This window comes from Salinispora pacifica DSM 45544 (assembly GCF_000378845.1).
Classification (GTDB): domain Bacteria; phylum Actinomycetota; class Actinomycetes; order Mycobacteriales; family Micromonosporaceae; genus Micromonospora; species Micromonospora pacifica.
Window position 1 is genome coordinate 3,029,479 of the sequence record NZ_KB905359.1, and the last position, 17,591, is coordinate 3,047,069.

The 17,591-nt window shown below is 69.3% G+C and carries 19 protein-coding genes and 1 pseudogene; 8 read left to right on the top strand and 12 right to left on the bottom strand.

The annotated features are described in order from the left end of the window. A partial coding sequence (locus SALPAC3_RS29415) for a helix-turn-helix domain-containing protein (RefSeq protein WP_033774851.1) occupies nt 1-163 on the bottom strand: 163 nt, incomplete at its 3' end. 653 nt (nt 164-816) lie between these two features. On the opposite strand from SALPAC3_RS29415, the gene SALPAC3_RS28770 reads away from it, so the two are divergent. After that, entirely contained in the window at nt 817-1,143 is a 327-nt protein-coding gene (locus SALPAC3_RS28770; protein WP_080635175.1) for a hypothetical protein, read from the top strand. Between the two features lie 314 nt (nt 1,144-1,457). Next, entirely contained in the window at nt 1,458-3,320 is a 1,863-nt protein-coding gene (locus SALPAC3_RS0113730; protein ID WP_018221801.1) for an NHL domain-containing thioredoxin family protein, read from the top strand. A gap of 25 nt (nt 3,321-3,345) precedes the next feature. On the opposite strand, the gene SALPAC3_RS0113735 is transcribed toward SALPAC3_RS0113730, so the two are convergent. The 3 genes from SALPAC3_RS0113735 to SALPAC3_RS0113745 are packed head-to-tail and all read right to left on the bottom strand — an operon-like array spanning nt 3,346 to nt 5,706. Beyond that, on the bottom strand, nt 3,346-4,113 hold the full coding sequence (locus SALPAC3_RS0113735) for a LamB/YcsF family protein (RefSeq protein ID WP_018221802.1): 768 nt from the start codon (nt 4,111-4,113) through the stop codon (nt 3,346-3,348). Beyond that, nucleotides 4,088-5,008 carry a 5-oxoprolinase subunit C family protein gene (locus tag SALPAC3_RS0113740; protein ID WP_018221803.1) on the bottom strand — a complete coding sequence of 307 codons (921 nt, stop codon included), beginning with the start codon at nt 5,006-5,008 and terminating at the stop codon, nt 4,088-4,090. Before SALPAC3_RS0113740 ends, SALPAC3_RS0113735 begins: the two co-directional genes overlap by 26 nt. Beyond that, complete coding sequence (locus SALPAC3_RS0113745; protein WP_018221804.1) at nt 5,005-5,706, bottom strand: 5-oxoprolinase subunit B family protein; 702 nt, start codon at nt 5,704-5,706, stop codon at nt 5,005-5,007. Before SALPAC3_RS0113745 ends, SALPAC3_RS0113740 begins: the two co-directional genes overlap by 4 nt. Before the next feature lie 128 nt (nt 5,707-5,834). Here SALPAC3_RS0113745 and trhA point away from each other — a divergent pair, with 128 nt between their 5' ends. Beyond that, complete coding sequence (gene trhA / locus SALPAC3_RS0113750; RefSeq protein WP_018221805.1) at nt 5,835-6,512, top strand: PAQR family membrane homeostasis protein TrhA; 678 nt, start codon at nt 5,835-5,837, stop codon at nt 6,510-6,512. Nucleotides 6,513-6,554: 42 nt separating this feature from the next. Further along, the gene (locus SALPAC3_RS0113755) at nt 6,555-7,091 is read left to right on the top strand and encodes a SixA phosphatase family protein (RefSeq protein ID WP_018221806.1); all 537 of its coding nucleotides are present in this window, start codon (nt 6,555-6,557) and stop codon (nt 7,089-7,091) included. A 118-nt stretch (nt 7,092-7,209) separates the two neighbouring features. Here SALPAC3_RS0113755 and SALPAC3_RS0113760 read toward each other — a convergent pair whose 3' ends face one another. From SALPAC3_RS0113760 to SALPAC3_RS0113775, 4 genes are all read right to left on the bottom strand, one after another. Then, nucleotides 7,210-7,479, bottom strand: coding sequence for a DUF6458 family protein (locus tag SALPAC3_RS0113760; protein ID WP_018217865.1), 270 nt, complete (start codon nt 7,477-7,479; stop codon nt 7,210-7,212). A 185-nt stretch (nt 7,480-7,664) separates the two neighbouring features. Beyond that, on the bottom strand, nt 7,665-9,518 hold the full coding sequence (locus SALPAC3_RS0113765; RefSeq protein WP_018221807.1) for an acyl-CoA dehydrogenase: 1,854 nt from the start codon (nt 9,516-9,518) through the stop codon (nt 7,665-7,667). A gap of 82 nt (nt 9,519-9,600) precedes the next feature. Further along, a complete protein-coding gene (locus SALPAC3_RS0113770; protein ID WP_018221808.1) occupies nt 9,601-10,728 on the bottom strand; it encodes a PP2C family protein-serine/threonine phosphatase in 1,128 nt (375 codons plus the stop codon). A 100-nt stretch (nt 10,729-10,828) separates the two neighbouring features. Next, nucleotides 10,829-11,485 carry a septal ring lytic transglycosylase RlpA family protein gene (locus SALPAC3_RS0113775; RefSeq protein ID WP_026185543.1) on the bottom strand — a complete coding sequence of 219 codons (657 nt, stop codon included), beginning with the start codon at nt 11,483-11,485 and terminating at the stop codon, nt 10,829-10,831. A 175-nt stretch (nt 11,486-11,660) separates the two neighbouring features. Here SALPAC3_RS0113775 and SALPAC3_RS0113780 point away from each other — a divergent pair, with 175 nt between their 5' ends. Beyond that, on the top strand, nt 11,661-12,212 hold the full coding sequence (locus tag SALPAC3_RS0113780; protein WP_018221811.1) for a phosphoribosyltransferase family protein: 552 nt from the start codon (nt 11,661-11,663) through the stop codon (nt 12,210-12,212). A gap of 21 nt (nt 12,213-12,233) precedes the next feature. On the opposite strand, the gene SALPAC3_RS0113785 is transcribed toward SALPAC3_RS0113780, so the two are convergent. Together SALPAC3_RS0113785 and SALPAC3_RS0113790 are read right to left on the bottom strand one after the other, a co-directional pair. Continuing rightward, the gene (locus SALPAC3_RS0113785; protein ID WP_018221812.1) at nt 12,234-13,124 is read right to left on the bottom strand and encodes an LLM class flavin-dependent oxidoreductase; all 891 of its coding nucleotides are present in this window, start codon (nt 13,122-13,124) and stop codon (nt 12,234-12,236) included. 108 nt (nt 13,125-13,232) lie between these two features. Continuing rightward, nucleotides 13,233-13,712, bottom strand: coding sequence for a GNAT family N-acetyltransferase (locus tag SALPAC3_RS0113790; RefSeq protein WP_018221813.1), 480 nt, complete (start codon nt 13,710-13,712; stop codon nt 13,233-13,235). Between the two features lie 207 nt (nt 13,713-13,919). Here SALPAC3_RS0113790 and SALPAC3_RS0113795 point away from each other — a divergent pair, with 207 nt between their 5' ends. Next, a complete protein-coding gene (locus tag SALPAC3_RS0113795; protein ID WP_018221814.1) occupies nt 13,920-14,876 on the top strand; it encodes a DUF4034 domain-containing protein in 957 nt (318 codons plus the stop codon). Between the two features lie 104 nt (nt 14,877-14,980). On the opposite strand, the gene SALPAC3_RS0113800 is transcribed toward SALPAC3_RS0113795, so the two are convergent. After that, the gene (locus tag SALPAC3_RS0113800) at nt 14,981-15,391 is read right to left on the bottom strand and encodes a VOC family protein (protein ID WP_018221815.1); all 411 of its coding nucleotides are present in this window, start codon (nt 15,389-15,391) and stop codon (nt 14,981-14,983) included. Nucleotides 15,392-15,893: 502 nt separating this feature from the next. Between SALPAC3_RS0113800 and SALPAC3_RS0113810 the strand changes: the two genes are divergently transcribed. Continuing rightward, the gene (locus SALPAC3_RS0113810; RefSeq protein WP_018221817.1) at nt 15,894-16,361 is read left to right on the top strand and encodes a hypothetical protein; all 468 of its coding nucleotides are present in this window, start codon (nt 15,894-15,896) and stop codon (nt 16,359-16,361) included. Nucleotides 16,362-16,455: 94 nt separating this feature from the next. Here SALPAC3_RS0113810 and SALPAC3_RS27985 read toward each other — a convergent pair whose 3' ends face one another. After that, a complete protein-coding gene (locus SALPAC3_RS27985) occupies nt 16,456-16,866 on the bottom strand; it encodes a hypothetical protein (RefSeq protein ID WP_157632326.1) in 411 nt (136 codons plus the stop codon). A gap of 313 nt (nt 16,867-17,179) precedes the next feature. On the opposite strand from SALPAC3_RS27985, the pseudogene SALPAC3_RS0113815 reads away from it, so the two are divergent. After that, nucleotides 17,180-17,515, top strand: a pseudogene (locus SALPAC3_RS0113815) (transposase); the annotation flags it as partial. Nucleotides 17,516-17,591: the final 76 nt, after the last annotated feature.

Genomic DNA, 17,591 nt, shown 5'->3' on the forward strand with positions numbered 1-17,591 from the left:
ACGCGTACGGCAGGTCAGTCATCCGGGTGCCGGTCTCCACCGCCGACACGGTCGATGCCGAGTAGTTCGTTCGACGCCCGAACTCCTCCTGGCTCATGCCGGCGAGCGCCCGTTGTCGACGGAGCTGCACCCGGATGAGATCAGCGGCACGTTCAGATTCCATCGGCCCTCCAGAGATTCTTCTAGATCGCCACACCACGCCAGCCCATCAAGCAAGATCGCCAAGCGCCGCCAGTCGGGTTGCCAAGATCGCCAAGCGCCGCCAGAAAATGAGCAAGATCGCCAGACGTCGCCAGCCCTACCAGCAAGATCGCCAAGCTTCGCCAGGAAAAGAGCACGATCGCCAGACCCTCGCCAGGATCAGCATGAAGCCCTTCCGCCGCCAGGTGGTTAACACCCAGAGTGAATTGAGACGGCGTGAGCCGGTGGAGGACTTTCCCGCCGGAGGCGCCTGTCGGACCGCCCCCACCCCCCGCGCTGTCAGTGGGGGCGGTCCTCCACCAACATCAAGGAGGTCCAAATGCGAATCCGCTGGTTTGGTTGGCGTCGGAGGAACGCCGCACCGCCCCGCCCGCACGGCACGAATGCGCCGTACCGCGCAGGCGGGGTGCACCGAGCAGGCGGAGCACACCGGGCAGGCAGATCACCGCGCAGCAATGCGCCGTACCGGGCAAGCGGGCCACACCGGGGAAGCGGGCCTGGCCGCCCAGCGAACCTGCCGACGTGGATGACCCAACCCACCCTCGCCGAACCCCAACCCGGACGCGTCGGCCGGCTCACCCCCGCCCAACAATGGCGCGCCAACGGAGGCCGCTGGTGAACCCCCACCACCTCCCCCAACCACGACTCGGCCCCCACCCCCAACACCCACACCACCACACCAGAAACCAACCACCCCACACACCCCTACGACCCACCTGGACCTGCCGCGCCTGCGGCCACCCCTGGCCCTGCGCCGAAGCCCGCCTCCTCCTCACCACCCAATACAACACCCGACAGTCAAGCCTGTCGATCTACCTCGCCGGACTCTGCTACGAAGCCATGCACGACCTCTACCACCTCAACCCCCACGACGCACCACACCCCCGCGACCTATTCGAACGCTTCGTCGCCTGGGGGCCATTCCGGCGGTCGGGCTGCTGAGCACCGCTATTCGGCTTGCACCAATCGGGGGATTTCAGTTTCTAGTCAAGGAACGCAATGCGGTTCGTAAAGACTCTGCCGCCCCACCGAGCCGAGCACGCCCCTCGCCCAACTGATCCAGGAGGCGGGGGCGACGGTGCCGGTCCGCATCGTTGACATCACCGTACCCATCAGGCTGCTGGCCGACAGCCAGGAAGCCACCTCGACCGACGCCCCCGACCAACACAACCCCTGGAGAGCGCCCGCGTCGTTTTCCTCATCACGTTGGCTCATCCACGGGGGCACCTGCGTCGTTGCCGTGGGAGGGTTGCCCCATGGCAACCGCGCCTCGCGTCCGAGCACCCGAGCTGAAGGGCCGTCGCTGGCTGAACACCGGCGGACGAGACCTGACCCTGGCCGACCTTCGAGGCCGGATAACCGTCCTCGACTTCTGGACCTTCTGCTGCATCAACTGCCTACACGTACTCGACGAGCTACGGCCCATCGAGCAGAAGTACGCCGACGTACTCGTGGTCATCGGCGTCCACTCACCCAAGTTCGAACACGAGAAGGACCCGGACGCCCTGGCCGACGCCGTCGAACGGTACGGCGTGCATCACGCGGTGCTCGACGACCCCGAACTGAACATGTGGCAGCAGTACGCCGCCCGGGCCTGGCCGACCCTGGCCGTGATCGACCCCGAGGGATACGTGGTGGCCACGATGGCCGGCGAGGGACACGCCGAAGGCCTGGTCCGGCTCGTGGACGACCTGATCGCCACCCACGAGGCCAAGGGCACTCTGCACCGGGGCGACGGCCCGTACGTGCCCCCCGCCGAGCCGGAGACCACGCTGCGCTTCCCGGGCAAGGGTGTCGTACTCGACAACGAGAACCTACTGGTGTCGGACTCCGCCCGGCACTCCCTCGCCGAGCTGGCTCCGGACGGCGAGACGCTGCTCCGCCGGATCGGCACCGGCGCGCGCGGTCGGGCCGACGGGCCGGCCACAGCGGCCACCTTCGCCGAGCCGCAGGGGCTCTGCCTCCTCCCGGCCCACGTCTCCCGGCTGGTCGGTTACGACCTGGTCGTCGCGGACACCGTCAACCATCTGCTGCGCGGCGTACGCCTCGACACCGGCGAGGTGGTCACCGTGGCCGGCACCGGCCGGCAGTGGCGTTCCACCGTGGATGACCACGCCCACGACGCCCGCTCGGTCGACCTCTCCTCCCCCTGGGACCTGGCCTGGTACGACGACCGCCTGGTGATCGCCATGGCCGGCATCCACCAGCTCTGGTGGTTCGACCCGGTGAAACGCACGGCCGGCATGTACGCGGGCAGCACCGTCGAGGCGCGCAAGGACGGCCCGCTGGCCGAGGCGTGGCTGGCCCAGCCCTCCGGCCTGTCGGTCTCCGCCGACGGCAGCCGGCTCTGGGTGGCCGACAGCGAGACCAGCGCGGTCCGCTACGTCGAGAACGGCGCCCTGCACACCGCGGTCGGGCAGGGGCTCTTCGAGTTCGGGCACGTCGACGGGCCGGCCGCGCAGGCGCTGCTCCAGCATCCGCTGGGGGTCTGCGCGCTGCCCGACGGGTCGGTGCTGATCGCCGACACGTACAACGGGGCGGTCCGCCGCTACGACCCGGAGTCGGACTCAGTCGGCACGGTCGCCGACGGGCTCGCCGAGCCGAGCGACCTGCTGCTCACCCCGGACGGCGGAGTGCTGGTCGTGGAGTCCACCGCCCACCGACTGACCCGACTCGCGCCGGGCGCGCTCACCGCCGCCGGGGCCAGCACGGTCGACGGCCCGCGGCACCGGACCGAGCGGAGACCGACCGAGCTACGCGCCGGCGAGGTGACCCTGGAGGTCATCTTCACCCCGGCGCCCGGTCAAAAGCTCGACGACAGCTACGGACCGTCCACCCGCCTGGTGGTCACGGCGTCCCCGCCGGAGCTGCTGCTGGCCGGCGCGGGCACCGGCACCGAGCTGACCCGCCAGCTGGTGCTCAACGACTCGGTACCCGAGGGGGTGCTCCAGGTGACCGCCCAGGCGGCGACCTGCGACGCCGATGCGGCGCACGCCGCGTGTCACCTGACCCGACAGGACTGGGGCGTACCGATCTGGGTGGTTGACGACGCAGCCGACCGCCTCCCGCTGGTGCTACGCGGCATGGACCCGGGGGCCGGCGCGGACCCCGGCACCTGACCGGCACGGGGGTCCCGTAACGCTGTTAGGCCCGCCCCGCACCTCCGGTGAACGGGGCGAGCGGGACCCCCGCGTCAACCAACACGGCGCGGATCAGCTCGGCGCAGCGCACCGCACCGGGGGTGTCGCCGTGTAGGCAGATCGACTGGACCGGGCAGGGAATCACGGTGCCGTCGACCGCCACCACCGCCTGCTCGGTAGCCATCCGGAGAGCCTGCTGGGCCATCTGCTCCGCGTCGGTGACCAGCGCGTCCGGGGTGCCCCGGGGCACCAGCCTGCCGTTGGGCTGGTAGCCCCGGTCGGCGAAGCCCTCGCTGACCGCCCGCAGCCCCGCACCATTCGCGAGTTGGGCGAGCACCGAGCCGGACGGGCAGAGCAGGGAGAGCTGGTCGTCGTACTCGGCGACCGCGGCGACCACCGCCGCCGCCTGCGATTCGTCGTGGGTGACGGCGTGGTAGAGCGCGCCGTGCGGCTTGAGGTAGCGGACCCGCGTCCCGGCGACCCGGCAGAAGCCGTCGAGCGCACCGAGCTGGTAGATGACCTCGTCGCGTAGTTCGGCGAACTCGTACGCGATGTGCCGGCGGCCGAAGCCAACCAGGTCCCGGTAGCTGACCTGGGCGCCCACCACGACTCCCCGCTCGGCGGCCCCGGCGCAGACCCGACGCATGGTGACGGCGTCGCCCGCGTGGAAGCCGCAGGCGACGTTGGCGGAGGTGACCAGGTCCAGCAGCGCGGCATCGTCGCCGAGCCGCCAGACGCCGAGGCCCTCACCGAGATCCGCGTTGAGGTCCATAGAACCTCACCGTAGTCCCTGGCCGGGCCTGCGCGAGCGGGGTCACGTCAACCACCACCCCGACCACCGGGTACCCCCCGGTGGTCGGATGGTCGGCGAGGAAGACCAGGGGTTGGCCGTCCGCCGGCACCTGCACCGCCCCGAGTACGAGCCCCTCGCTGGGCAGCTCCCCCGACACCGCTCGGGGCAGCGGCGCCCCGGACAGGCGAGCGCCGACCCGGTTGCTGACCGGGGTCAGGGTGTAGGCCGTACCGAACAGCCGGTCGAGTGCGGGTGCGGTGAACCAGTCGGCGCGTGGACCGAGGCGCAGCGCCAGCCGTACCTCGGCCGGGGCCGGCACGGTCGCGGTGACATCCACCGGGGCGGGCGGCCCGGCCGGCGCGCCCACGGGGAGCCGGTCGCCGTCGTGCAGTGGGGGCGGGCCGAGCCCGGAGAGGGTGTCGGTGGCCCGGCTGCCGAGCACCGGTTCGACGGCGAGCCCGCCGGCGACGGCGAGCCAGGACCGCAGCCCGGTGCGCGGCGGACCGACCCGCACCACCGCACCTGCCGGGATCGCGAGCGGCCGCCCCACGTCGCCGGGACGCTCGCCGACGTGAACGGGAGCGTCCGCCCCGGTGACCGCGACCGCGGTGGCGCGACGGAACCGCAGCTCACACCCGGTCAGGGTGATCTCCAGACCGGCGGTGCCCTCCGGGTTGCCGACCAGCCGGTTGGCCAGCCGAAGCGCACCCGGGTCGAGAGCGCCGGAGCGCGGTACGCCGAGGTGCGCCCAGCCGGGCCGGCCGAGATCCTGCACGGTGGTGAGCATGCCGGCCCGCAATACCTCGACCACGTCACCCCTGCCGGCTTCGACCGCGCTGGTTAACGTCGGCCCGGTGGGCCGGGTGCCGGTCATGCCGGGACCAGCCGCACCCGGGTGCCGGGCGTGAGCCGGGCCGGTGGGTCGGCGTGCACGTCGAACAGGGGCAGGTCGGTGTGGCCGACGAGCAGCCAGCCGCCGGGCGAGGCGGTCGGATAGATCCCGGCGTACGGACCGGCCAGCGCGACGGAGCCGGCCGGGACCCGGGGGCGGGGGGTCGGCAGCCGGGGCACGGCCAACCCGGCGGGCAACCCGGTCAGGTACGCGAAGCCGGGCGCGAAACCGCAGAAGGCCACCCGGAACTCGGTGCCGATGAGCCGGCGTACGACGGTCGGCACGGCGACGTCCCAGTAGCCGGCGACGGTCGGCAGGTCGGCCCCGTCGTAACGCACCGGAACCTCGCAGACGCCGGTGCCTCCACTTCCGGTGCCGGTGCCCGTGCCCGTGCCCGTGCCCGTGCCGGCAATATCGGTGCCGGCGGTGCCGGCGCTCAGGGCGGCGGCGCCGGTGGCAGCGATGCTGGGGGGCAGGTTCCAGGTGCCGAGGAGCGCGGCGGTGTGGGTCGGATCGGGGAGGCCGTCGAGCAGCACGGTGCGGGCCGCCGGAATGATCTCGATCGCGTCCAGGTCGCCCCGTTCCCGGCGTCGCCACAGCTCGGCTCGCCACGCCTCCACCTGGTCGGCGTCGGAACAGTCGAGCAGCAGGGCGTGCGCCCCGACCGGCCGGATCCGCATCCCGCCATCTTCCCGGACCCAGCCAGGTTCCGGAACGAGCCGGCAGCCGGACGCCCATCCGCTCGGCCACCGGTTACGTGACCATCGGCACTACCACCAGGTAACCTACGGCGTCGTAACCTGTTGGCGTGACCTCCTCCGCACCAACCCGCCTCAAGCCGACCGACCTCGGCAAACCTCGGATGCGCGGCTGGCTGCACGCGTACGCGTTCTTCGTCGCCGTCGTCTGCGGGATCGTCCTCTGCTCCATCGCTGCCGCCCGGTCCGGCTGGTCGCCGCTGGTTAGCACCCTGATCTACAGCCTGACCGTCTGCGGGCTCTTCGGCACCAGCGGGCTCTACCACCGGCGGGTGTGGTCAGAGCGCGGCTTCCAGGTCATGCGGCGGATGGACCACTCGATGATCTTTATCTTCATCGCCGGTACGTACACGCCATTCTGCGTCCTGCTGCTGGAGCCCCGACCAGCGACGATCATGCTCGCGCTGGTGTGGGGTGGCGCACTCGGGGGCGTGGCCCTCAAGCTCATCTGGCCGCACGCCCCACGCTGGGTCTCCGCGCCGCTCTACCTGGCGCTCGGCTGGGTCGCGGTGGCGATGCTGCCGGACATCCTCCACGCGGGCGGGGTGACCGCCCTGGTCCTACTGATCGTTGGCGGTGCGATCTACAGCATCGGCGCGGTGAGCTACGCCCTGCGCCGGCCCAACCCGTGGCCCACGGTCTTCGGTCACCACGAGTTCTTCCACGCCTGCACCCTGGTCGCCGCGATCTGTCACCACATCGCGATCTACTTCGCCCTCTTCGCCTAGCCCTCCGGTCGGTCGGGAACGCCAATCGGGCAAGCTGGGGGTATGACGGACGCGCACGCCCAAAACCGCACGCTGGTGTTGCTCCGACACGCGAAGGCAGAGCCCCCCGGTGACCGACCGGACGTGGACCGGCCGCTGACGGCGCGCGGGCGGGCGGACGCGGCGGCCGCCGGCGCGTGGCTGGCCCACCACCGGTTCCTCCCGGACGTGGTGATCTGCTCCTCGGCCCGCCGCACCCGGGAAACCTGGCACGGCGTGGCGATGGGGATGACCGGGGCGCCATCGGAGGGCGGCTCCGCGGGCCCGGCACCCGACGTGCACTACGCCGACGACGCGTACGAGGCGCATCCGGCGGATCTGCTGGCCCTGGTGCGCCGGGTCGAACCGACCGCCCGGACGGTGTTACTGATCGCCCACAACCCCGGCGTGTCGCAGCTGTCGATACTGCTCGACTCCGAGCAGGCGGACCGGGACCCACAACGGACCAGCCAGGCCGTGGTGCATCGCACGACGGCGGAGTGGGCCCACCTCGGCCGCCGGGACACCGTCATCACCACCGAGCACACCGCCCGCGGCTGAGCCGCGACGGGCGGAGCCGCTGGGGTTGAGCTGCTGGGGTTGAGCTGCTGCCGGGCGGCGCCGCCGCGCGGGGCCGCCGGGTTAAGCCGGCGCCAGTCGCGACGGCTCACCCCGCCGCTCAGGACGGCGGCGCTGTCGGCGGCGGTGGATCCGGCGGCGGTGGCATCATCGCGGTCGGATGCGACAGCCGGTTCTCCTCCACGATCAGCGTCCGCGCCCGCTTGCGCCGGTCCTGCCAGAACCACACCGTGGTGAGGAGGACGGCCAGCCCGGCCAGAATGAAGACCCAACCGACCGCACGCAGGTCCACCCACCAAACGTTGGCCCGGACCGCGAAGGTGAGGATCGCCCCGAGGGCGATCAGGAAAATACCGCTACCAATGCCCATGTGCGCTGCACTCCCCCGTGCGATGGCTCTGGGCGTTCTCTGCCTGACCTGATGCCGGTTACCCGCCGCCGCCGGGTGCTACCCCTGTCCGGGCCGGGCAACCAACACGACGGCCGGCGGGTCACCCCGCCGGCCGTCGGTTCTGCCGGGTCTGTCCCCGGATCAGCCCTGCCCTTCGAAACTGGTCAGAACGCCTCCTCCGGGAGGTCCATGACGCTCAGGTCGACGTTCTCGATGATGCGCCGATCGGCGCCGATGCGCGGCAGCACCTCGCGGGCGAAGAACCGGGCCGCCGCCACCTTGCCGGTGTAGAAGTCCCGGTCGGTGCCGGCGTCGCCAGCGAGCGCCGTCAGCGCCACGTCGGCCTGCCGCTGGAGCAGCCAGCCCACCACCAGGTCCCCAACGGCGAGCAGGAACCGGCGGCTGCCCAGGCCGACCTTGTACAGCGCCCGGGTCTCGCCGCCCTGCGCCGCACCCAGCCAGCCGGTCAGCGTGCCGAGGATGCTCTGAATCTCGCCGAGGGCGCGGCCGAGCGCCTGCCGCTCCTCCTTGAGCTGCCCGTTACCAGCCTCGGCGGAGATGAACTCCTGGATCTCGCCGGCGACCGCCATCAGGGCCTTGCCGTTGTCCCGGACGACCTTGCGGAAGATCAGGTCGAGGCTCTGGATCGCCGTGGTGCCCTCGTACAGAGTGTCGATCTTGGCGTCCCGGACGTACTGCTCCAGCGGGTAGTCCTGGAGGAAGCCGGAGCCACCAAAGGTCTGGAGGGACTCGTGGCCGAGCAGTTCGTACGCCCGCTCCGAGCCGACGCCCTTGACAAGTGGCAGCAGCAGGTCGTTGACCCGCTTGGCGAGCTTGACGGTCTTCTCGTCGCCGGCCGCCTCAGCGATGGCGACCTTGTCCTGCCAGGTGGCGGTGTAGCAGACGAGGGCCCGCAGCCCCTCGGCGTACGACTTCTGGAGCAGCAGCGAGCGGCGTACGTCCGGGTGGTGGGTGATCGTGACCCGGGGAGCGCTCTTGTCGGTCATCTGGGTCAGGTCGGCGCCCTGCACCCGGCTCTTGGCGTACTCAAGCGCGTTCAGGTAGCCGGTGGAGAGGGTGGCGATCGCCTTCGTGCCGACCATCATCCGGGCGTACTCGATGATCATGAACATCTGCCGGATGCCGTCGTGCTTCTCACCCAGCAGCCAGCCCTGGGCCGGCACGCCGTGCTCGCCGAAGGTCAGCTCGCAGGTGTTCGAGACCTTGAGCCCCATCTTGTGCTCGACGTTGGTGGCGAAGACGCCGTTGCGCTCGCCCAGCTCGCCGGTCTCCTCGTTGAAGTGGTATTTCGGCACCACGAAGAGGGAGAGGCCCTTGGTGCCCGGGCCGCCCACACCCTCGACCCCGACCGGCCGGGCCAGCACATAGTGGACGATGTTGTCGCTGAGGTCGTGCTCGCCGGAGGTGATGAAGCGCTTGACGCCCTCGATGTGCCACGAGCCGTCCGGCTGCGGGATGGCACGGGCGCGGCCGGCGCCGACATCCGAGCCGGCGTCCGCCTCGGTCAGCACCATCGTGGAGCCCCAGCCCTGGTCGATGAAGAGCTTTGCCCACCTCCGCTGCCGCTCGGTGCCCTCAACGTGCAGGACGTGCGCGAACGAGGGGCCGGAGGCGTACATCCAGACCGCGGCGTTGGAGCCCAACACCAGCTCGGCCAGCGACCACCAGAGGGCGCGGGGTGCGTTGCTACCGCCGAGCGCCTCGGGCAGGTCCAGCCGCCAGAACTCGGCGTCGATGAACCGGCGGTACGACTTCTTGAACGACTCCGTCAGCGGAGCGGTGTGTGTCGCCGGATCAAAGACCGGCGGGTTGCGGTCGCTGTCCGTGTAGCTGGCTGCCAGGTCTTCCCGGGCTAGCCGGTCGACCTCGGCGAGGAAGCTCCGGGCGGTGTCGACATCCAGCTCCGTGTAGGGGGCCTGGCTGAACGCCCGGTCTGCCCCGAACACCTCGAACAGGTTGAACTCAAGGTCCCGAAGGTTGCTCTTGTAGTGGGTCATGGTCGCTGGCCCCGCTTCCGGACGCGTGTTACCGATCAGTAACCCCGACTGTATTACTCGCGGGTAGGCAACGACAAGCCCTTCACCCCTCCGGCGTGCCAACCTCCCAACTCGGCACGACGGCCGAACCCCCGGGCCGAGTACCGGTGTACTCCATCAGGACCAGTGCGATGTCGTCGTCGAGCCGGTCATACACCCACTCGACCAGCGCTGCTTCCAGAGAGGCCAGCCCGTCGGCGACGGTGCCATGCCCGAGCAACCGCCAGGCTCGACCAGCGGTCGGAAAGAACTCACCGTCCCGCCGGGCCTCGCCGAGACCGTCGGTGAACAACAGCAGCCGGTCGCCCGGCTCCAACCGCTCCACCCGGGCTCGGACCGCCGGCATGAACCCCAGCGGCGGAGCCGGCGCCGGCGGCTCCAACGCGATCACCACCCCCCGCCGCAACAACAGCGGCGCCGGATGTCCACAGTTCACGATGGTCAGGGTGCCACCCCGCTCCTCGACCAGAGCCGCGGTCACGAAGTCCTCGTCACCCCCGCTCCGGGCCACCGCCCGGTCCAGGTCCGCGACGACCGCCCGCAGGTCCGCCCGCTCGTACGCCACATGCCGGTAGGAGCCCAGCACGATGCTGGCCAACCGGACCGCGTCCAGGCCCTTACCCCGAACATCCCCAATGATCATGCGTACGCCGTACGGCGTGTCCAGTGCCTCGTACAGGTCGCCGCCGATCTCCGCGGTGGCCGTGGAGGAGATGTACCGGGCGGCGACGGCCAAGGAGCCGACCTGTGGACCGAGCGGACGGAGTACCGCCTGCTGAGCAACAGTGGCGAGCCTCGACAACTCCTCGATCCGCTCGGCCTGCCGCTGCCGGATCGAGGCCATGGTGGCAGCCAATGCGGCGCCCAGGGCGATGCCAGCCACCGCAACCGCGGCCGGCAGTGACCCGACCCCCTCGGCCAACGCGAAGCCGACGCCGAGGAAGACGGCTACAACCCCCACCCCCAGCACCACCTGCCAGGAGGCCAGGGCGGCGGCCAGGAACGGGGCAGCGATCAACAGGGCGATGTAGTTGGCCCCCCGGCCGTCGGCGCCCTCCAGCACCGAGACGATTACGAGCAGGGCGAGGGCCGCGCCGAGGCCGGCGCGGGATCCGGGGCCCAGTGGGCCGCGGCCCAACCGGGAAAGCTGTGTATGTACGAGGGACAGCATGCCTGATGGAGAGTGACCGTTGAATAAACCTGACCTGACATCCGAGGCGGTTCTGACTGGGCGGGTCACCCCAGAAAGCCGTTCGCGGTTGACGGCGGGCTCACCCCAACACGTCGTATCGAACCTCGACGTGCCCCGCGCTCAGTGGCGCGATCACCGCGAAGGCCGCCTGGGACAGGTCGATGCAGCGCCCCGTGACGAACGGGCCCCGGTCATTGATCCGCACGGTGACCGACGTACTGGTGACCGGGTTGGTGACCCGCACCATCGTGTCAAACGGCAGGGTCTGGTGGGCGGCGGTCATCGCCGACGGGTCAAAGACCTCCCCACTCGCCGTCAGCTGCCCCTCCGAGTAGTAGGAGGCGCCGCAGGACCCGGTCTCCACCACAGTCGGGGCGGCGCTGGTCGACGCCGGGGCGGTGCTGGTCGACGTCGGCGCGGTCGGCTGCGGCGTGCTGGATCTCGACTTGCTCCGGGACGGCGCCTCGGTCTTCCGGGTGGGTGTGGGGCTCGCGGCTGGGGTGGACGAGGCGCCGACGCTCGGCGAACCACTCGGCGAGGCGGAGAGCGGGGCGGGCGTGGCGGCCGGAGAGTCAACCGTGGTCGGCGTGACCGCGACGGACCGGTCGGACTCGTTGGCGGAGGTCAGTCGGACGGCGCCCACGGTCCCACCGATCACGAGCACGACACCGACCGCCGCGGTTGCCGCGACGCCGGCCGGGGAGACCCTTCGGGTACGCGCATGCCTGCCGGCCACCAGCCCGATCCTTCCGCCAACTGAACAAAGCGGGTCGGACCGTAACGAGCGAAGCACATCCGAAGTCAACGTGATCATGGAAGTATTGCCCGATTTATGACGAAACGAATAGCCGATCATCCGATCGGCATTAGTCCGGCCAGCCGATCAACGAGCAGTGGACCACAATGGCGCTATGCGCCCCGAGCTGAGTGGACGTCTCGCCGAGCTGATCCGTTGGATCGACCCGGGGCCGGGCGCCAGCCATCTGGTCAGTGACATCTCCGGCTGGTGGCGGGACCCGGTGGTACTGGCCCGCCTCGGCCCGGCCCTGGTCAACCCCTTCCAGCAGTCCCAGCCGACGGTAGTGATCTCCCCGGCGGTCACCGGCTACCTGCTCGGACCACTCGCCGCGACCGCGCTCGGCATCGGCTTCGTCGCGGCCCACAAGCCCGGCGACGGTCGCCTCCCCCCGGGCACGCTCACCTGGGCGCAGGGCCCACCGGATTATCGCGGGCGGCGACTCGACCTCGCCGTACGAGACCAGAACCTGAAAGCCGGAGACCGGGTGCTGGTGGTGGACGACTGGGTCTCCACCGGAGCCCAGGTGCGCGCCCTCTACGACATCTGCGCGGCCCGGGGCGCCACCCCGCTCGGCACCGCCACGGTGGTGGCCGACTGTTCCCCGGAAGTCGCTGTCGAACTCCGAATCCAGAGCCTGCTCACCGGCGCCGACCTCACCCCCTGAGCCGCAGCCGGGGCAGCTCGGTCAGCCCGTCAGCCGGCGCAGCTGCGGCAGCTGGGAGGCAACCTCCACCAGGACCGCTTCCTCTCCCGCGTACCAGCTACTGGGCCGGGGCCAGTGCGTGATCACGTCGGTGAAACCGAGTGCCGCGGCCCGCCCCACCTGCTCGGCGAAGAACTCCGCGCTACGGAGCGAGAAGACGGGCGCGGAGTCCACCAACAGGTGCCGGTCGAGGGAACCGGGCTCGCGGCCGACCGACGCCAGCGACTTGTCCAGCCGAGCGGCCAGATCCGCCACCCCGTCCCACCACGCCTCCAAGTCGTCGGTGGTGGGGCCGGTGGTGACCCAGCCCTGGCCGTACCGGACCGCGAGCCGCATTGAACGAGGTCCGTTGGCGGCGACGACGAACGGCACCCGCGGCGTCTGTACGCAGCCCGGGTTGTTCCGCGCGTCCACCGCGGTGAACCAGTCACCCCGCCACGTCGTCCCATCCTCGCGCAACACCAGGTCGAGCAGCTCGACGAACTCGCTGAACCGGTCCACCCGCTGCCGCGGCGGAAGGGTCTCGCCGCCGAACACCGCGGCGTCGAACCCGATGCCGCCCGCGCCCAGACCGAGCAGGGCCCGGCCGCCGGACACATCGTCGAGGGCGGTGACCTGGCGGGCGAAGGCGGCCGGGTGCCGGAAGTTCGGCGACGCGACCAGCGTGCCCAGCCGGATCTGGCGGGTCACGGCCGCGGCGGCGGTCAGGGTGGTCATCGAGTCGAACCAGGGCCCGTCCACCAGGTCCCGCCAGCCCAGATGGTCATAGGTCCAGGCGTGGTCGAAGCCCCACTCGTCCGCCTGCCGCCAACGCCGCTCCGACTCCGCCCAGCGCTGGTCTGGAAGGATCACAATGCCGATCCGCATGATCACCAGCCTATCCCCTTCCCCGCACGGCACCCGGAGGCCACGGAGAAGACTCGGCGGTACGCGGCGGATTCACCCACCTGTTGATCGCCACACGCAGCGAGGCGCTGCCCGTCAGCGCAGCGGCTTCGCCATCTGCTGAGCGATCACCTCGTACCCACTCTGCTCGTACAGGGCGATCGCCGGCTTGTTGTGGCCGAAGACGTTGAGCCCCAGGCGCAGCGCCCCCGCCTCCCGGGCCAACTCCTCGGCAGCCGACAGGATGGCAGCGCCGTAGCCCAGCCGTCGGTGGGCGGGATCGACCCGGATATCGAAGATCCAGGCCATCTCGGCCGACTTGCTGCGCGGGTCGTCCAAGCCCAGCCAGAGGACTCCGACCGCCTCCCCGCTGCTGTTCTCCGCCACCAACAGCCGATGGCGCTCGGTGGCCAGCCCGTGGGGCAGGAACTGCTCCCGATCCCAAAGTGCCTTCCGCCGGGCGGCTTCGGTCGAGACCAACCCGGTCTGGGACTCCACATACTCGCGGAGCTGCTGATCCGAGTAGACGTCGTACTCGTCCTGGCGCATGTCCCGCAGTTTCACGACCTGACCCATGGTCGAAGGCTACTCGGGGCACGACCCGGGCCGGCCACGACAGTCCGCTTGGGGCACGCCGGCCAACTGGCCAGCCAGGTAAGGCCGAACACCACCGGCCCGACGAGCTGGCCCTCCCGCCGGCGATGGACCCGGCGCCGCTGTCGTACCAAGAGTCGATCATCTAGTATTCGGCGGCCAGTACGGCGTACCGGGTGGGGTGGTGGCATGTGGCCGTTCAGGAGACGACTGAAGACACCGAGCCTGGACCCGACCTACGGCGACCCGCACCGGAAGGCCCTGATCCGGGCGCTACAGCGGCGCCGGTGGAAGTTCGCCCGGGAGCTGTTCAACATGGCAGCCGACCCGGATGAGATGGCCTTCCTGATGGAGGCAGCCGGAAGCGTCGACGGGATCCAGGAGTGGATCGGCGAATGGGTCGACGCCGAGCCCGAATCGCCTTTGCCTGTGTTGGTCGCGGGCTGCCACGCAGTGTACTGGGCGTGGGAGGCCCGGGGTGGTAAGCGAGCGAAGTACACCGCCGCCGCCCAATTCAGGGAGTTCCACAAGCGGCTACACTACGCTGAATCCTTACTGCGAAGAGTGCTCACTCTCGACCCCGACAATGTAACCGCATGGACCTGGCTGGTCACCAGTTCTCGGGGGCTGGAGCTCGAACCGGTCGAAGCCCGGCAACGTTTCGAGGCAGTGACTCGCCTACACCCGGGCCACTTGGTCGCCCACGAACAGCGGTTGCAATATCTGTGTGCCAAATGGGCCGGTAGCGACGAAGAGATGTTCGACTTCGCCCGCAGCGCCGCAGTGAACGCCGGGCCGAACAGCCTCCTGCATGAACTGGTGGCCGTCGCCCACGTTGAGAAGTGGGACAACTCGGACCGGGAAACGGGCAACGAGTACATCAGGTCGGAGGAGGTCTGCGCCGAACTCCTAACCGCGGCGGAAAACTCAATCTTCCATCCGGATTACATCCCGGCTGGCCCGGGCTGGGCACCTCGGGTAGCCGTGTTCGCGTTGGCCTTCGAACTGGCCGACGAGTTCGACGCGGCTGCGCACGCCTTCGCCCTGTTGGAGAATGTGGTCACCCCCTGGCCGTGGGGTATTGTCGGCGAACCGGTCGAGGTCTTCAACAACTCCCTCGAGTATGTCACCGCGAACCGGAGCTAGCAGACCGAGGCAGATGGGCGAGTTTGCGGAACGCTCCACCAGGTAAACGGTCGCCACAGCTTCTCCGGGCGGGTGTTGGCCGGTGAACGCTTCATGTCACAGCACTAGCGGCCCAGGTAAAGGCAGAAAGGGTGCCCAGCGGGATCGAACAGCACCCGTACCCGCTGCTGTGGTTGGTGGTCGGCGACCGTCGCACCGAGCTCCACTGCGTGCGCCACCGCCGCGCCCAGGTCCGACACCTCAAAATCCAGGTGCAGCATCATCTGCGGAGCATCTGAGGTGGTCGGCCACGTGGGACGCTGGTAGCCGGCGGCGGTCTGCACCGCCAGGTAGGCCACACCATCCGGCGCGGCGATGCTGACGAAATCCGGCTCCTCTTGGTAGACCTGCCAACCCAGCAGCTCGGTGTAGAACCGGGCGAGCATCGCCGCTTCCGGCGCGTCCAGCACGACGCCCCAGTAGTCCCGCCGCTCTGCTCTCGGGGTAGCACTGTCGTCGGTGATCCGCCCACGCATGGATCTATCCTGACTCGCTGGTATGACAAAGACGGCAGGCAACAGCCCAAAGACACGCCATCGGCACGCCGTCCTCGCCGTCGGATAGGTCGACCGACCGCTCCAGCAACGCGAGCGCAGAGGCACGGATACGCGGGGTTGGCGGTTGCTCCTCACCCTCCGCGTACGCGGCGGCGTAACACTGCTCGTGGGCCCTGCCCGCAGTGGCGTCGGCGGCCGGCTGCTCGCCCTCCCAGACCGTCAAGTCGTAACTCATGCCGGGCGGTCTGTCGACCCTGGCCGACAGTTTCCACCTCGGCCGCACGATTGATCCCGAGGTCACACCGGTGCAATCGGCCGGCAGAAGTCCGGCACTTCCTAAGCTTCTGCCGCCTGGTCTGCGATGACCAGGAAGTCAGTGACGTAGCCACATGATTCACCAGACCAGGTGGACGACCTCATCGCGGGTCGACCTCGCGAACGCGGCTTCCCGTCTGACGGGAGCTGACGGCACACTGGGGGCATGCAGCTCTCCGAGGATCATGGGCTGAGCACCGCAATCAGGAATGCCGGCTCGCCTGCCTGGTCAACTCGCGCCGAAGCCGGGCGGCATCTCGCGCTGCTAGCCGAAATTGACGAGGTCGTGGACGTCATCCACCGCCTTCTCCTAGATCCTGACGACACTTGGGTTACCTGGAGGACGGCCGAGGCGCTGCTAGAACGCCGAGATGTCCTGGGCCTGCGCATGGTGCTGCTAGCCCGTAGCTATGCCGCCAACGAAGCCACCGCCGACGAGATCCAAGCCGCTCTGGACGGCAACCCTGCTTGGATGACGATCGAGGGCACAAACCGCCTGATCAAGCACCTTCGGGAGCTAACTATGGACGAAGACGCTGGAATACGCGACGAGGCTCAAATGATTCTCGGGCACCTGCAACCGAAATGGACGGACGGTGGGAAAGTCGCCCACGCAGGCCCGCGTCGTGGGTAAGCCTGTGGGCGGCCAGCCTCAGCTGAGCCCAGGTCACCGCGAGATGTGCGTTCTTCTGAGCCTACTCCCACTGGGAATCAGACATCGCCCGCCCTCATGGCCACCACGTGGGTTGCGGTGTGCGGCAAAACTGATTAGTGACCGGGAAGTCGTTGAAGTTGAAGTACACGAAAGCACACAAAACGAGTAGAACCATTCCGACTGTGACTGCTGTCAATACAGCAGCATATCGTGGACGAATCACCGACATCGCCACCGTTGCCACTGCCCCTAGCAGGGCGGTTTGCCCGAAAAATAGCACCGGCAGGTGGAACATCATGAGGTAGCCACCCATTCCGGCCGAGTCCATCTCGCAGTCGAGCCAAACCTGTCCAACTTGACGAATTTCCTCCAGAGATGCCACAAATGATGCGAGTGCGGCAGCCATGAACGCGACCGCAACCTGCCATGCCGAGAACCTGTTCTCCTTCAAGGTTAGGGATGTCTGAGGATCGTTGGCTGACATTGTGCCACTATCACACAAACTGGTTCCGCAGACTACCGCTACCGCTAGAGGGCCGGAGGAATCGCCATCAATCCAACGGAATCGGCGGCGTGAATTGTCCGGATTCGAGCGAGGCAATGTCGCCCGGGCAAACTTTGCAATATCGGCGACGATTAGGTTCCCAGCTCTTCCGCTATTCGCTGAATCATGACCAGTAGGGCTGTGCCAGACGAGGCCGTGTCGGTAGCGATTTGGTGTAGGTGACTCGATGTTGTCGGCAGTGCCTTGTGCCGCTCGGCAATTCCAACTGCACAGCCCTTACACGCTGATCCAGGCCGAAGCCCAGCATCGCCAACACGCGATCATCGAAGAGGTCAACGCGGATCTGATCGCCGGCCCTCTGGCGCACCCGCCATCCGGCCGGTTCTCCGCCAACGACACCTGGCTGACCTGCGCCGGCATCGCCCACAACCTCACCCGCGCCGCCGGGCACCTCGCCGCCGGCACCTGGACCACCGCCCGGACCACGACCATCCGCACCCGGATCAGCACCGTCGCCGCCCGCCTCGCGCACCGGGCCCGCACCATCCAACTGCACCTACCCCAGCACTGGCCCTGGCAGGCAGCGTTCGACAACCTGTTCACCACCGTCCACCCGGCACCCGGTTGACCACGGCACACCGACCACCACCAAGCGGCCCGGCCACAGGCCACGAACCCTCCGTCCCAACCCCGAACGACCACGC